Annotated in this window: 18 protein-coding genes; 7 read left to right on the top strand and 11 right to left on the bottom strand. The window is 61.0% G+C overall.

Annotated elements, in window-relative coordinates:
- Window positions 1-108: 108 nt before the first annotated feature.
- Both FJ954_RS13455 and FJ954_RS13460 read left to right on the top strand, forming a co-directional pair.
- Window positions 109-396 carry a DUF982 domain-containing protein gene (locus FJ954_RS13455; protein WP_224595357.1) on the top strand — a complete coding sequence of 96 codons (288 nt, stop codon included), beginning with the start codon at window positions 109-111 and terminating at the stop codon, window positions 394-396.
- A gap of 72 nt (window positions 397-468) precedes the next feature.
- Window positions 469-786 (top strand): hypothetical protein, encoded by a 318-nt coding sequence (locus tag FJ954_RS13460; protein WP_015319128.1) that lies wholly within the window; start codon window positions 469-471, stop codon window positions 784-786.
- A gap of 29 nt (window positions 787-815) precedes the next feature.
- Here the strand turns inward: FJ954_RS13460 and FJ954_RS13465 are convergent, their stop codons facing one another.
- The 8 genes from FJ954_RS13465 to FJ954_RS13500 form a co-directional block, all read right to left on the bottom strand.
- Window positions 816-1,148, bottom strand: coding sequence for a hypothetical protein (locus tag FJ954_RS13465; protein WP_140661618.1), 333 nt, complete (start codon window positions 1,146-1,148; stop codon window positions 816-818).
- Window positions 1,149-1,150: 2 nt separating this feature from the next.
- On the bottom strand, window positions 1,151-1,510 hold the full coding sequence (locus FJ954_RS13470; RefSeq protein ID WP_015319130.1) for a hypothetical protein: 360 nt from the start codon (window positions 1,508-1,510) through the stop codon (window positions 1,151-1,153).
- On the bottom strand, window positions 1,510-2,730 hold the full coding sequence (locus tag FJ954_RS13475) for a divalent metal cation transporter (protein ID WP_140661619.1): 1,221 nt from the start codon (window positions 2,728-2,730) through the stop codon (window positions 1,510-1,512). Before FJ954_RS13475 ends, FJ954_RS13470 begins: the two co-directional genes overlap by 1 nt.
- The gene (locus FJ954_RS13480) at window positions 2,727-3,131 is read right to left on the bottom strand and encodes a hypothetical protein (protein WP_140661620.1); all 405 of its coding nucleotides are present in this window, start codon (window positions 3,129-3,131) and stop codon (window positions 2,727-2,729) included. The genes FJ954_RS13475 and FJ954_RS13480 overlap by 4 nt, the downstream gene beginning before the upstream one ends.
- A gap of 445 nt (window positions 3,132-3,576) precedes the next feature.
- Window positions 3,577-3,804: a hypothetical protein gene (locus FJ954_RS13485; RefSeq protein ID WP_181177812.1), complete on the bottom strand. Its 228-nt coding sequence runs from the start codon at window positions 3,802-3,804 to the stop codon at window positions 3,577-3,579.
- A 246-nt stretch (window positions 3,805-4,050) separates the two neighbouring features.
- The gene (locus FJ954_RS13490; protein WP_015319134.1) at window positions 4,051-4,269 is read right to left on the bottom strand and encodes a hypothetical protein; all 219 of its coding nucleotides are present in this window, start codon (window positions 4,267-4,269) and stop codon (window positions 4,051-4,053) included.
- Window positions 4,270-4,523: 254 nt separating this feature from the next.
- Complete coding sequence (locus tag FJ954_RS13495; RefSeq protein ID WP_140661622.1) at window positions 4,524-4,748, bottom strand: hypothetical protein; 225 nt, start codon at window positions 4,746-4,748, stop codon at window positions 4,524-4,526.
- On the bottom strand, window positions 4,745-5,011 hold the full coding sequence (locus tag FJ954_RS13500) for a hypothetical protein (protein WP_140661623.1): 267 nt from the start codon (window positions 5,009-5,011) through the stop codon (window positions 4,745-4,747). Before FJ954_RS13500 ends, FJ954_RS13495 begins: the two co-directional genes overlap by 4 nt.
- A 355-nt stretch (window positions 5,012-5,366) precedes the next feature.
- Between FJ954_RS13500 and FJ954_RS13505 the strand changes: the two genes are divergently transcribed.
- Together FJ954_RS13505 and FJ954_RS13510 are read left to right on the top strand one after the other, a co-directional pair.
- Complete coding sequence (locus tag FJ954_RS13505; protein WP_140661624.1) at window positions 5,367-6,152, top strand: SDR family NAD(P)-dependent oxidoreductase; 786 nt, start codon at window positions 5,367-5,369, stop codon at window positions 6,150-6,152.
- A 126-nt stretch (window positions 6,153-6,278) separates the two neighbouring features.
- Entirely contained in the window at window positions 6,279-7,457 is a 1,179-nt protein-coding gene (locus tag FJ954_RS13510; RefSeq protein WP_140661625.1) for a zinc-dependent alcohol dehydrogenase, read from the top strand.
- A gap of 392 nt (window positions 7,458-7,849) precedes the next feature.
- Here FJ954_RS13510 and FJ954_RS13515 read toward each other — a convergent pair whose 3' ends face one another.
- Together FJ954_RS13515 and FJ954_RS13520 are read right to left on the bottom strand one after the other, a co-directional pair.
- Window positions 7,850-8,200: a response regulator gene (locus FJ954_RS13515; RefSeq protein ID WP_246681067.1), complete on the bottom strand. Its 351-nt coding sequence runs from the start codon at window positions 8,198-8,200 to the stop codon at window positions 7,850-7,852.
- A 20-nt stretch (window positions 8,201-8,220) separates the two neighbouring features.
- A complete protein-coding gene (locus FJ954_RS13520; RefSeq protein WP_140661627.1) occupies window positions 8,221-11,331 on the bottom strand; it encodes a CheR family methyltransferase in 3,111 nt (1,036 codons plus the stop codon).
- Window positions 11,332-11,414: 83 nt separating this feature from the next.
- On the opposite strand from FJ954_RS13520, the gene FJ954_RS13525 reads away from it, so the two are divergent.
- Both FJ954_RS13525 and FJ954_RS13530 read left to right on the top strand, forming a co-directional pair.
- Window positions 11,415-11,657 carry a hypothetical protein gene (locus FJ954_RS13525; RefSeq protein WP_140617534.1) on the top strand — a complete coding sequence of 81 codons (243 nt, stop codon included), beginning with the start codon at window positions 11,415-11,417 and terminating at the stop codon, window positions 11,655-11,657.
- A gap of 4 nt (window positions 11,658-11,661) precedes the next feature.
- On the top strand, window positions 11,662-12,258 hold the full coding sequence (locus tag FJ954_RS13530) for a response regulator (RefSeq protein WP_015319142.1): 597 nt from the start codon (window positions 11,662-11,664) through the stop codon (window positions 12,256-12,258).
- Window positions 12,259-12,402: 144 nt separating this feature from the next.
- Here the strand turns inward: FJ954_RS13530 and FJ954_RS13535 are convergent, their stop codons facing one another.
- Window positions 12,403-12,675: a hypothetical protein gene (locus tag FJ954_RS13535; protein WP_015319143.1), complete on the bottom strand. Its 273-nt coding sequence runs from the start codon at window positions 12,673-12,675 to the stop codon at window positions 12,403-12,405.
- A 215-nt stretch (window positions 12,676-12,890) separates the two neighbouring features.
- Between FJ954_RS13535 and FJ954_RS13540 the strand changes: the two genes are divergently transcribed.
- Window positions 12,891-13,423: NAD(P)-dependent oxidoreductase (locus FJ954_RS13540; RefSeq protein ID WP_140661628.1), on the top strand; the 533-nt coding region annotated here is incomplete at its 3' end.

Consider the following 13,423-nt stretch of genomic DNA (forward strand, 5'->3'; position numbering starts at 1 on the left):
CATGGGTGGAGACGAGCGGCTCAAGCGTCGTTATTCCAAATTCCAAACGCCAGGTGCACTGGAACAAATCGACTGTCGCGGCGTTAGAGGCCGTCCGCGGAAGGCTCCGTGGAGCAACAGGCGAAGGTCTTGGAGGGGCGGGTGCGTACAGGCCATTTCAGAAAACCGATCGTTATTCAACCTGGCCGCATAGACCGCGACAGGGTTGTGGTCTCTGTGTCCGATGCCGCCGAAGTGCTGCTGCGGGACTGGCCAAAGCCGACGTCGGAAAGGCGTCTTGCCGCGATCAGGGCCTGCCTTGCGGTGATGCGTGGCGAAAAGCCTCCAAGGGTTGCACGACAGGCGTTCATTGTTGCGGCCAAGGACGCCAGGATTCTGCTCGGCGATCAAATCTAGTCGTTGGCGCTATGCGCACCACCGCTGCGGATTTGGCAGAGCCTGGTTCGAACGAGAGAGGTCAGTGCCAAGATGTCAATTCCTACACCGGCCTCTGCCAGAGGCGAGATCCAGGGGGGAGAGACGCAGGACAAAACGCCGGGCTTCGATCCTGCCGTTGCTCCGATGGAGACCGATGCCGAGGCGGCGGACACACAAAATCCGATCCCTACGGAGCCGCCACGTTCCCGCCGGCCGAAATTCGAAAATGACGCCAGCTTCGCCAATGCGATGCGGCCGGTCGAAGGCGAGCCGGAACTACGACCTCGCAGCAACTGGCCGCTGTTGGTCGTTGCAGCCGTCGTTTTGGTAGCGGCCGCGGTTTTTCTGGCGGCGAGCATGCTTCGGTGAAGACGTCTGCGAGAAAGCGCGGCGACGGCCTATTCGCGAAGATCGGGTGCGCTCTTCATGCCCGAAAGTTCGGTCATCGGACACAGCAGCCGCGGCCGCGCCGGGTTAGAAATGTCGAGCTTGTCCCAAGGGATGCGGTATAGGCCATCGCGGCGGCGCAGCCGAAAGAGATCGAGCACCGCCACGCCTATGGCCGAGGTCGAAAGACGCTCGAAAGCGGCGTAGACGCCGACATGGAATTCAGTAACGACAAAATCGTCGCCATCCGGTTCGGCGCGGATTTCCTCGATGTAGCCGATGCTCTTGCCCCGCTGCGAAAGCACGCGTCGCCCAGCCAGATGTTCAAGATTGACGACGGTCATCATCAAGCTCCCGGAATGCGTCCGATGACATGATCGCGCAACCAGTCCTGCCAGGCGAAGATCGTCGTGCGACGCACATCGATATCGAACTCGATGTCGACGCCGATATCCTTCACCTTGTGCCAGGCGATCCGATGCGGCTCGCCATGGCGCTTGCCACCCAGCTTTGCCGCGAGTTGCGCCATCCATCGCCCCGGCCACGTGCCAAGGCGACGCGCCAAAGTGATGGAGCCGAGTTCGATCGCGACGATCCTTGGGGGCTTGCCCTGCCGCAATTCGGCCACCAGCCCATCGACCTTGCCGATTTTGACCTGGCGGCGGTCGACCACCTGCTTGTCCAGGAGATCACGCAGCAACTCCATCATGTGCCTCCGAATATCTGCAGCGGGATCGTCACCACGGCCAGCACAAAGCCGAGCGCGATGATGAAGATGACCGCGGCATTCGAGAGAATGCCGTTGCGATGCTCGCCGACGTAGCGTTCGTCGTTCAGCAGAAACAGGAATGGAACCACCGTCAACGGCAGGCTGGCCGCCGTCAGCGCCATGGAAAATATGGTGAGCCTCAACGGATCGACACCAAGCATGATCGGGATGGCCGCAAGCAACAACGATACCGTATACACGGCGCTGAAGCCTGGATTCTCGCGCGGCTTGCGGTCCTCGCCCCAGGTCCAGCCGAAACCTTGCGCCACGAGGTAAGCCTGCTGCAGCGCGACTTCGAGTGCAGCGCCGAAGCAGGCAATGGCGAGCGAGGCTACGAACAGGATGAAACCCCAGAAGCCGAATACCGGGATCAGCATCAACGGCATTTGGTGATAGTCGTCGACCTGGTTGATGCCGTGCGTCGCCAGCACGAGAGCGGCCACGATCAACACGCCGATCGAAATGGTGCCGCCGAAGGTCATCCCCAGTCCCGCTATGGCCCGGTTGGCGCCGAGGTAGCTCTTGTCCCACTGGTCCTCGATAGCCCCCGAGGAATAGAACATGAACAGGTAGGGCGATATCGAGGCGCCGAGAATGCTGACCGCCATGAACCAGTAATTGGCGGTGTCGTGGGTTGGCAGCGAAGGCACTGCGCCAGCCGCGACCGCCGTCCAATCGGGTTTCAGCATCACGGCCGCGACGACGAAACACAACGTCACCAAGCCGAGCATCGACACACCTTTCTCGATGAAACCGAACGTGCCTTTCCAGAGCAGCAGCCATGCCAGAAAAGCCACCGGCAGAGCCCACCACTGGAAGCCTATGCCCGTGGCAAGTTCGAGTGCGATGGCAACGCCGCCGATCTCGGCGGAGAGCACCATGAGACTGAGCAGCAAGGTGGCAAGCAACGGCCACACAAAGACGTTGAAACCAAATCTCTCGCGGATGCCGTCGCAGATCGTGTGATGGCTCACCGCGGCGAACCGGCCGGCCATTTCCACCAGAAAGATGATGCAGATGGTGCCGAGGACCACGGCCCAGATCAACTGGAAGCCGAAGGTTGCGCCCGCTTGGGCCGCCGTTGCCATCGATCCGACTTCAAGGAAGCCGCCAACGCTGGTAACCACGCCAAGCGATATCTCCACGAGCTTCTTCATGGCTTCGGCGCGAAATATCTGGCATAGGCGGTGGCCAGCGTGCGCGAGCCCCGTCGAAGATCCTGCTTTGCGTTTTGGACCTCCGCTCGATTGTCCGCCTGCAATCCCGCGTCGGCGCGAGCCACCGCGGCTGACAGATTCTTGATCGCTGCCGCCAAAGCAGATTGCTCGGCGGGTTCAGCCGTTCCGGCCGATCGGATTTGTGCCTCGGCGTCGGCCAGAGTCTTGCCGGTCGACCGCAGCGTGCCGGCTGTGTATGCGAACGGCGCCGCCCCATCCATCCAGGCATCGAGCATTACCGATACGGTCTGTGCCGCGGAGGCCGCCGTTTTTGATTGCTGCTCGATCTGGTCGGAGGACGAGCATCCCGCCAAGACGCCCGTGAGCAACAGCACGCGCATACAACTCAGCCTCGGATAAGGGCCACTAAAGGTCAAAGCCGGCGTTTGGTGCGCCACGAGAATGGTCTCCCGAGCCGATGGAAGTCACGGTCGGCGTGAATTGATCTAGAGCGCCCGGTGTGCCCGTCAATCAAACGCCACCGCTCGGACAGGCGCCGACCGCGAGACATAAGGACCAACGACAGAGGCCCGCCGGCCACGAGACCCAATTCAAGCGGAACAAAGCATCGATTGTGGGATTGGAACACGGGAAGGTGGCGACCCGTCCTGATCATCGACGTGATGGACTGCTGCACAGAGGATTCGGCAATGCCTCGTCTCATAGTCTGGATAGCCATCGTGGCAGCCGTCATCATTGCGGCTTGGTTGTGGCTCGGCAGCCATAGAACGAGCAACGATAGCGGCAGCCAGCCCGCGCCCCACGCGATCGACCAGAACGGCTAATTCACCCCTGCTCTGTTGGATCTGCAGGGTTCTCGATCCGGTATTCGTGGACCAGGCCGAGAACCTGATTTCTCACTGTCTCGCGCGCTTCGGGCTGAATGAAAAGCATCAGCCGGTCGACGGTTTCAACGACCGGCCGCGGCAGGTCCGCTACCGCGTCGGTGAGCTCACTGCCATGTTCATACATGTTGTCCGTCAGCTTCTTGTCCAGATCGGAAAGGATACCCATCACCAAGCTCCATAGCTTTGCTCTCCATGCCGATAATGGTCAGTCCTGCGGAGATGTTCCGAGAAGCACGCAAGCTATGCGAAGCGCGATGGCAGAGCCAGACCGGGAAAACCAGCAACCAACCAGACCAGGAGCAGAAGGAACATCAGAAACAGTACGGTGGGATGACAGACAACGCGTTGAGCTGAAATGATATGAAAGACGGCGCCGTCGGTGCCCAAGTTGCGGCTGTTGGCTAGCCGTGAATCACTGCTGCCCCGGCATCTCGGTATTCTCCTTGGGATCTTTCTTGACCCCTGCAGCCGGTGAGGTGTCCGCCGGAGCGTTGCCGCCCTGGTTCTGCTCAGGCGCTCGTTTCAGGGGCGAGGTGCGCCACCCCACATCGACGTAGAGAAAGCCGATCAGGAAACCGACGATGATGACAGCGGCTATCACCAGCGAGAGTAGTGCGTTGCGTCGTTCCATCCTGCGGCTCCCTTCGCCTGCCGAACAGCCACTGACGAAAATAGTTCCACAGCCAGGTGGCACCGAGGCCGGGCGCCGGCCGTCACCGCAGCCGCGAAGCAACGCAACGGGATCGAGCTCGGCCGGGTCGCGCCAGCGACGTGCGCCCTTGCTGTTGCGATCATATCGAAACCAGACGCGGCGTCACTTTGCAACTCATGCGCGCCTCACGATTCTCGCCGGTGTCACTACCCGGACAAGCAACGGCACCAACCCTAACTTCCAGATGGCTTCGGTAACGCCGGCTGCGTCGGCTGCGTGCCTTGCTGGTCCCCGCCGGTACTGGACTGCGGTGTCGGATTGGTATCCGTTGTTGGATTCTTGTCGGCCGGCTGGCTGTTCATCGTATCCGTCTTGGATTTGACGGGGTCGGCATTGTTGTTGCACGCCGCCAGGGCGAGCAACGCCGATGCCGACCAAATCAACCACATCGCTTTCATACTGACTTTTCCTGGATGAGTTGGGGTGAAGCAACCTGCAAGGGACCTATTCGATCGAACCGGATGGAAAGCCCTTGTTTGACGGCACTTTTAGCCAGCAAATGATCCAGCTCGCTATCGTCGATGGGGCTGCGAACCAGCTGACGAATGGCCTTGCACGCCAACTCGGTCGAGACGAAGTCATATCTCCTGCTTCTGGCGGATACATATTGTTCGACCAGCATCTTCACGCGCCTGAGCGCGATTTCATCGGCATATTGCATTTTCGTTTCTCCTGCGCGCCGAACTGCCGAGTGTGTGGGTTGTTCCCAGCTGAACTCGAAACACGACCGCCAAGCTCATGAGAAAGCCCGCGCCTCCCGGCCGGGGAGCGCGCGGGCTGATCAGGCTGAGGGGAACCCGATCGCGCGGCGCCAAACAAGGGGAGCGACGACGCCGCACGACACCGAACCTGGATCGGCCTCAGTTGTTCCACTTCGTCATCTTCGCGTTGTTCGTGCCTGAACGCGCCAAGGGGGTCGACTGGCATGGCCCTTCGGCAGCCCGGCATTCGATCCGGTCCACGCGGAACAATCAGGGACCCCGCTGGTTCGGCCGGAACGAACTTCGGAGGACATGATGACCAACGCAAAGCTGGCCGTGGTGACGGGCGCATCGAGCGGCATCGGGAGGGAACTTGCCAAACTATGCGCCAAGGACGGCTATAACCTGGTCATAGCCGCCGACGAGCCCGCGGTCCAACAGGCGGCCGAGGCTCTGGCTTCGCATGATGTGACCGTTGAAGCCGTCGAGGCAGATCTGGCATCCGTCGAAGGCGTCGATCAACTCATTGCGCGGGTCGGCGATCGCGACATCGACCTTCTGTTCCTGAACGCCGGACGCGGCCTCGGCGACGGCTTTCTCGACCAGGACTGGCAGAAGGTTCGCCGGGTCATCGACACCAACATCACCGGCACGGTCTCCCTTGCGCATGAGCTCGGCGCCAGGATGGCACGCCGCGGCCGTGGCCGAATTCTGTTCACCGGATCGATTGCCGGCTTCATGCCCGGCACTTTCCAGGCCGTCTACAACGGCACCAAGGCGTTCATTGATTCCTTCTCGATCGCGCTGCGCCATGAGATGCGGGACACCGGCGTCACAGTCACGGTGCTGATGCCCGGGGCGACGCAGACGCGGTTCTTCGAACGCGCCGAAATGATGGATACCAAGGTCGGCACCGACGAGAAGGACGATCCGGCAGATGTCGCCAGAACCGGTTATGAGGCGATGATGGCGGGAGAGGAACAAGTGATCAGCGGCTGGAAGAACAAGCTGCAGGTCGCCGCCGCGCATATCACTCCGGCAGGTACGCTGGCCGAACAGCACCGCAAAATGGCCGAGCCGGGTTCAGCGTCCAGGGACTGATCTCTTCCTGTCTGCGGACGCAGACCCTTTGCGAGTATCGCAAGGTAATCGTCGGTGGCGCCCACTTCGGCTGAATGAAAGCTGCATTTGCCGATACCTCAAAATAGTCAACGCAGGAGCAACAGGATGAAAGCCCTCACATGGCACGGCAAAGGCGATATACGCTGCGATCAGGTGCAGGATCCGGCCATCGAGGATGACCGTGACGTCATCATCAAGGTCACTTGCTGCGCCATTTGCGGCTCGGACCTGCATCTGATGGACGGCTACATGCCGACCATGGAATCGGGCGACGTGCTTGGACACGAGACCATGGGAGAGGTCGTGGAGGTCGGCCGCGGTCATTCCAAGTTCAAGAAGGGCGACCGCATCGTGGTGCCGTTCAACATTTCGTGCGGCGAGTGCTGGTTTTGCCAGAAGGGGCTGTTCTCGCTCTGCGACCGGTCCAATCCCAACGCCAAGCAAGCGGCCGAGGTGATGGGACAATCGCCGGCCGGCCTGTTCGGCTATTCGCATCTGGTTGGCGGCTATTGGGGCGGCCAGGCCGAATATCTGCGCGTACCATTCGCCGATGTCGGCCCGATCAAGGTGCCGGAAGGCATGGATGACGAGCAGGTGCTGTTTCTTTCCGACATCTTTCCGACCGGCTACATGGCAGCGGAAAACGCCGGCATCGAGCCCGGCGACACGGTCGCGATCTGGGGCTGCGGTCCGGTCGGCCAGTTCGCCATCCAGAGCGCATGGATGCTCGGCGCCGGTCGCATCATCGCGATCGACAAGGTTCCGGAACGACTGGCCATGGCTCGCGAACATGGCAAGGCCGAGACACTCGATTTCAGTAACTCAAATGTCTACGACGCCCTGATGGCGATGACCGATGGCCGAGGGCCGGATCGCTGCATCGATTGCGTGGGCACCGAAGCCGATGCCGGTGCCAGTGCCGACTCCATGCTCGACAAGGTCAAGGCGGCTTCCTTCCTCGGCACCGACAGGCCACATGTGCTGCGCGAAGCAATCTACTGTTGCCGCAAGGGCGGCACCATTTCGATCCCCGGCGTGTATATCGGCCTCGTCGATCATATCCCCTTTGGCGCCGCGATGAACAAAGGCCTGACGTTCCGTATGGGCCAGACCCACACGCAACGGTATCTCGAACCGCTTTTGGCCAAGGTCCAGACCGGCGAGATCGACCCGTCCTTCGTGATCACGCACAGGGCCGGCCTTGAAGCCGGGCCCGATCTCTACAAGACGTTTCGCGACAAGCAGGACGGCTGCATCAAGGTGGTCATGCGGCCGCATGGGTGAGCCGTTCATCGGCACGAGAACCGTTTCGTCTTCGCTCGTGCCCTCCCCTTTGGCGTCGGCGCCGTCGCGGTCGCGGAACTTTCAATCGTGCCGATGATTGAGATCGTTTCGTGCAGGAAAGGAACCATCATGGCCAAGGAAGATTCTGCCTCGAAACCCGCCGTCCATTCACCGAACGCCGAGGGCCTGCCGCACCCAGGGAGGGATGCCAGCGACACGGATGCCGGTGCAAAACCGTTGACGCCAAAGACCGCGGGCGCGTCGCGCCCGTCAAGCGTTCCATTGGACAATCCGGTCGCCAACCGAAATGCCGGTCGGCCGCGCCAGGCGAGCACCACGCTCCGGCCCACCGACAAGCCGCTGGATTGATCGCGACGGGCTGGCTCTTTAGATCATGAGGGTTTGTTGGCGTGAAGCGACGCCAGTTCAGCCACGACAGTGAGAATGGCCGCTTCGCTTGCGGGTTTTGCCACGAATTTGCAGTTTCGGAACCGGGCGGGAAGATCGCCCCGCCCATATCCCGTGACGAACGCGAAAGGAGTGCCGCGGGCCAGCAATATCTCCGCGATCGGCAGGCTCGTTTCGGCGTTCAGTTGAACGTCCAGCAACGCCATGTCGACCTTATCGGCCTCGACCAGCCGAAGTGCTGCGGCAACGGACGAAACAGGCCCGACCACGGGATAGCCCGCCGCACGCAGATCAGACGCGACGTCCTCCGCGATCAGCCACTCGTCCTCAACCACCAGAACGCGCGGTCTGTCGCTCACGGCGCGTCCTTGTGGTTTGCCGAAAAAGCGATCTGGACCTCAAGACCTTCCTTGTGGAAGGAGGTGTCGACCTGGCCCCCGAGCCTGTAGCCGATTTCCCCCTTCAACAGGTTCAGGCCAAAGCCGTTGTTCAACGGCTCCTTGACCGGAGGGCCGTCCTTTTCGCGCCAGCCAAGCGTGAAATTATCGCCGTCCATCGCCCATCTGACACCAATCCTGCCTCGAGGCTTGGACAGGGCGCCATACTTGGCCGCGTTGGTTGCCAGTTCATGGATGGCCATACTGAGGGAAAGCCCCTGTTGCGGGCCGAGTCTAACATCGTCGCCATCGAGTTCGATCCGTTCGATGCCGAACGGCTCGAGTTCCTGGTGGAGCAGTTCCTTGACCGAAGCTTCTTTCCACCTCTCGCGGGTCAGCAATCCGTAGGCCCGGGACATGGCATGCAGCCGGCCGATCAAGGCCTCCGCGAACTCTTCTTTCGTATCCGAACTGTCCCGCGTCCGGTTGGCGATGCTGGCGATCACCGCCAGCATGTTCTTGACGCGATGGTTGAGCTCCGAGATGAGCACCTGCTGATGCTCTTCCGCCCGCGCCAGGGTGGTGACGTCGACCAGTGTCACCACGACGCCCTGTATCCTGTTGCCCTTGTCCCGATAGGGATTGATGCGGACCATGTGAAACAGGCCCCTGGAATCGCGCGCAAGATGGTGGTTCAGGGTCTCGCCTGTCTCGAACACCTTGTCGATGTGCTGCTTCAACTCGGGATAATCGAGTTGGCTCGACAGATCCGTCAGCGGTCGGCCGACGTCGGAGGGGCGCAGACTGAAGAAGGACGAGGCCGCCGGCGTGAAGGTCCGCACCACAAGACTGCGGTCGAGAAAAATGGTCGCGATGTCGGTGCTTTCGAACAGATTGCGCAGATCGCTGTTGGCGTGATCGAGCTCTTCTATCTTGCTGGTCAACTCCGCGTTGATCGTGTTGAGCTCTTCGTTGAGCGACTGCATCTCTTCCTTGGACGCTTCAAGTTCCTCGTTGGTGGATTGCGCCTCTTCGTTGACGGAGACGAGTTCCTCGTTCGACGATTTCACCTCTTCGAGGGCCGTCTCGTATTCCTCTATGGTGGATTGAAGGCGCTCTCTTGTGTCGCGCAGTTCCCGCTCAAGATCGGCGGTGCTGTCGCTGTCACGGCCGCCCCCGGCCTCATCGGATCGGGCCTGGGTCGGGCCCGACGGCTCGAAGAGGACAAGGTAAAGCGGCTCACCATTGCCCCTCTCGGCCAGGGGTTCGATGGTCAGCCTGATCGGTTGGACGCGTTCGTCGTCTTCCTCGACGGCGAGATTGTCCCGCACAACAGTGCGGCGTGTCGTCGTCGCCTCCCTCAATGCGGCGCGCAGGTCCAGGCGAAGCCCGCGGCGCGCCATCGTCAGCAACTGCCGGCTGGGGATGCCTTGCGGCGCTTCGAGGTATCTTCCGGTCCTCGCCGAATAGTAGACGACGTCGCCTTCGGCGTTGACGAGGACATGCGGCGGCGCGAACCGCTCCAGCACCTGCGCCTCGACAGCCTGGCGCAGCGGATAGCCGACCGTGCCCTTCTTCAAGCCGGCGGTTTCGGCGGGAAAGACGCCGGAATGGACATCCCCGATCAGCGCCGGCAGCCTGATATGTGGCGAGGCATGCTCCCGTGCTTGGAAGAGGCGATGCTTCTTGTCGACGGTGGCGAACAGATTTTCGTGCTGCCCAACGCTTTCGGACGTGCCGAGGAAAAGATAGCCACCCGGCTTCAGCGAATAGTGGAAGACAGGAAGAACGCGACTTTGAATGGCTGGGCCGAAATAGATCAGCAGATTGCGGCACGAAACCAGATCCATGCGCGAGAAGGGCGGATCGCGGATGACGCTGTGCGGCGAGAAGATGCACAGTTCCCGGATCTCGTTGCTGATGACGTAGCTTTCGCCATCGCCGTTGAAAAACCGCTGTTTGCGCTCCGGGGAAAGACCCTGCATCAAGGCCTCGGGATAGCGTGCGGCGCGCGCCACGGCCAGGGCCGGCTCGTCTATGTCGGTGGCGAATATCTGGACGCGCGGAACCGCTGAAAGCGTTTCCATGTGTTCACGCAGCAGGATGCCGATGGAGAACACCTCCTCGCCGGTGGCGCAGCCCGGAACCCAGACCCTGACCGTATCGGTCGCGGTCTTGCCCTCGAACAGCCGCGGGATAATCTTTTGTTCCAGCAATTCGAAGGCATCGGGATCGCGGAAGAAGTTGGTGACATTGATCAGCAGATCGCGAAACAGGTTCATCACCTCGCGAGGGTCCTTCTTCAGCCAGTCGATATAGCCGTTGATGGACTGCATCTGGGCGATCTGCATGCGCCGCTTGATGCGGCGCAGGAATGTCTTGGTTTTATAGCCTGAAAAGTCGTGGCCGGAGTGGCTGCGCAAAATGCCGTATATCTGTTCGCGGACCTTATCTATGTCGGCCGCATGGTCGTCCTCTTCGTTCGTCAGCCCGTCCAGCGTGTCGAAGCCCCTGGCGTAAGCCTCGAGCTTCGCCCCAATCTCCTCGGCGGGCACGGCAACATCGATCAGGCCGCTGGCAATGGCGCTCTGCGGCATGTCGGGATTGCGCGGACCATAGCCGTCCGGCGCTTGCGCGACGGTGAGCCCGCCCCGCTCCTTGATCGCCTTGACGCCCAGGGTGCCATCGGAATCACCGCCCGACAGAATCACGCCGACCGAGTATTCGCCCTGGTCGTCGGCCAGTGCGCTGAAGAAGATATCGACAGGTTTGCGCTCTTGGGTAAGCCCATTGGGGCGCCGCAGGTGCAGCACGCCATTCTCGATGACCAGAGTGACGTTTTCCGGCATCACATAGACGTGGTCGGGTTCAACGGCCACGCCGTCCTCGACCACCACGACAGGCATGGCGGTGTAGCGGTCGATGACCTCGTGCAGCAGGCTGTTGCGCTTGGGACTGAGGTGCGTGATGATCACGAACGCCATGCCGGGCCGGTCGGTGATGCCCTTGAAAAGCCCTTCCATTGCGGGAATGCCACCAGCGGACGCACCGATGCCGACGATGGGGAACTTGATTGATCGGGCTGTCACGGCTTGTCCCCCTTTCGCCCGACCGACATGAAGCCTCTCAACGTCGGATCGGACAGGACACAACCATATAGCGCGCAGGGAGGATGGAACAAGTCAGCAAGGATGACGTTGAACCCGATATCCATGGTGGTTCAATGACAAAACGCTCTGCTGGCCTGAAACTCCTGGCGCCAATGGTGCCGGGGGCGCCTGAATTAATCGAAGGTCTCGATGGGCCCATCCCGGATCGCATGCTGGTGCTTGCGAAACGGTTGCAAGCGGCGCTGGATGACAGGAAAGTGGAAGTGCCTTCTTTGCATCCTAAACTCCGTTCGAAGAAAGGATGACGACGTGCGCGATCTGCGGGGGTTGCATCTTCTGATTGTCGAAGACGAATGGTCGATGGCTGGAGATCTTGCGAGGTTTTTCAGCAACATGGGTGCTATCATTCTCGGGCCCGCCGCTACCGTCGAGCAGGCGTCTGAACATACCGATCAAGCCGAAGCTGCAATCCTGGACGTCAATCTCAACGGCCGACGTGTGTTTCCGATCGCCGACAAGTTGATGCGCCGCGGTATCCCCTTCGTATTCTTCAGCGGCGACAACGACATCGCCATCCCCGAGCATCTCCGTTACGCCAGCAATTTGCGGAAATCCTCGGGCAGCAAGGCTGTGTTCAATGCCCTTTTTCCGCCGCAGGCGTCCGAACAAGCGGACATCTCCGTGCCCTCCCCGCCAGACGACGTTTTCACCCTTTTGCCCAAACTGCGCCTCGCGGCGCGTCTTCTGCTGGGAGACGTCAACGCATCGGACCGGCTGGTCGAGAGGACACTCGAGCAAGCGATCCGGGACGTCGACCACCGGCAGCTTGGCCAGTCCACCGAAAACTGGCTCAACGACGTCATGCGAGAAGTGGCCAAAGCCCGCGGCGCAAAGCTGATGCATTGAATTCTCCTGGGCCGAGGCCAAAGCGCTTCCCTTGGGGGCTGCTGGATCACCTTTCTGGATCAGCGCCCGAAGCAATAGGGCAGTCGATTGTTCCAGCGACTTTCGAGATTTTCTGGGGCCCGCTGCATCGGCCGCCAGGCCTTCTTAACCTTTGCGATCGCGCTCGACGAATTTGTTGAAACGGCTGGATTTTCCGTCGCTGGTCTTGGCCTGATAAAGGAAGGCCAGATCGTTCTCGTCGAATATCCGGAAGAACTCGTCCCAATCGATGGGGTCGAATGCTTCCTCGGGCTCGCCAAAGTCGATCCGCAGGATGCCGCCCTCGCCCTTGGTGCGGACCACCGCCGGCCGGCCCTGCCGCTCCTCGGCCCATTTGCGAATTTCGTCGTGATTGGTGGTCGTCTGGGACTGCGACATTGAAATCTCCCTTGATCATCGGCTTCGCCTTTCGGCGTCACGGCGGCTGTCGAGCGCCCTAACAGCATACCGGCGGCAATGTTCCCGCATCGCGGGCCGATGGTGTTGCGCTTGCTTTCAGGCGAAGCCCGCGAAGGGAACTTTGTTGAAGCACAGGGAACAAACCTTTTGCCGAAAAGTTCGGGGCGCCGAGGTCACTTGTCCGAGGAGTCGTCGTGAAACGCATATTGGTTACAGGAGGCTGCGGCTTCATCGGCCGCCACGTCACACAAGAACTCATCGCTCAGGATTATTCAGTTCGCATTCTCGACGCCCTGCTGGAGCAGGTGCATGCGGGTGAAGCGGTCGCGCTTCCCGCAGGTGCCGAACTGATCAAGGGCGACATTCGCGACCGCGAAGCCGTTGCCGAGGCGCTGGAAGGCGTCGACGCCGTCATTCATCTGGCATCGGAAGTCGGCGTCGGACAATCAATGTACGAGATCGCGCGCTATGTCGGCACCAACGATCTCGGCACGGCGACATTGCTTGAAGCGCTGATCAAGCATCCGGTCGAACGGATCGTCGTCGCCTCCTCGATGAGCGTCTATGGCGAGGGCCTCTATGCCACGCCCGACGGCCGGCGCATCGACAATGCAAGGCGCAAGTCAAGCGACATCAAAAGCGGACAGTGGAATCCGCTGTCGCCGGAAGGCGACCCCCTTTCGCCGCTGCCGACGGATGAAGAAAAGCCGGTCGACCTCGCCTCGTT

Source organism: Mesorhizobium sp. B2-3-15 (assembly GCF_006442875.1).
Taxonomy (GTDB): Bacteria; Pseudomonadota; Alphaproteobacteria; order Rhizobiales; family Rhizobiaceae; genus Mesorhizobium; species Mesorhizobium australicum.

Bases quoted from the DNA above. Each gene is read 5' to 3' on its own strand.
- FJ954_RS13490 (WP_015319134.1), bottom strand. From the start codon at position 4,269: ATGGAACGACGCAACGCACTACTCTCGCTGGTGATAGCCGCTGTCATC.
- FJ954_RS13470 (WP_015319130.1), bottom strand. From the start codon at position 1,510: ATGGAGTTGCTGCGTGATCTCCTGGACAAGCAGGTGGTCGACCGCCGC.
- FJ954_RS13500 (WP_140661623.1), bottom strand. From the start codon at position 5,011: ATGCAATATGCCGATGAAATCGCGCTCAGGCGCGTGAAGATGCTGGTC.
- FJ954_RS13480 (WP_140661620.1), bottom strand. From the start codon at position 3,131: ATGCGCGTGCTGTTGCTCACGGGCGTCTTGGCGGGATGCTCGTCCTCC.
- FJ954_RS13510 (WP_140661625.1), top strand. From the start codon at position 6,279: ATGAAAGCCCTCACATGGCACGGCAAAGGCGATATACGCTGCGATCAG.
- FJ954_RS13465 (WP_140661618.1), bottom strand. From the start codon at position 1,148: ATGACCGTCGTCAATCTTGAACATCTGGCTGGGCGACGCGTGCTTTCG.
- FJ954_RS13535 (WP_015319143.1), bottom strand. From the start codon at position 12,675: ATGTCGCAGTCCCAGACGACCACCAATCACGACGAAATTCGCAAATGG.
- FJ954_RS13485 (WP_181177812.1), bottom strand. From the start codon at position 3,804: ATGGGTATCCTTTCCGATCTGGACAAGAAGCTGACGGACAACATGTAT.
- FJ954_RS13525 (WP_140617534.1), top strand. From the start codon at position 11,415: ATGGAACAAGTCAGCAAGGATGACGTTGAACCCGATATCCATGGTGGT.
- FJ954_RS13495 (WP_140661622.1), bottom strand. From the start codon at position 4,748: ATGAAAGCGATGTGGTTGATTTGGTCGGCATCGGCGTTGCTCGCCCTG.
- FJ954_RS13505 (WP_140661624.1), top strand. From the start codon at position 5,367: ATGACCAACGCAAAGCTGGCCGTGGTGACGGGCGCATCGAGCGGCATC.
- FJ954_RS13460 (WP_015319128.1), top strand. From the start codon at position 469: ATGTCAATTCCTACACCGGCCTCTGCCAGAGGCGAGATCCAGGGGGGA.
- FJ954_RS13475 (WP_140661619.1), bottom strand. From the start codon at position 2,730: ATGAAGAAGCTCGTGGAGATATCGCTTGGCGTGGTTACCAGCGTTGGC.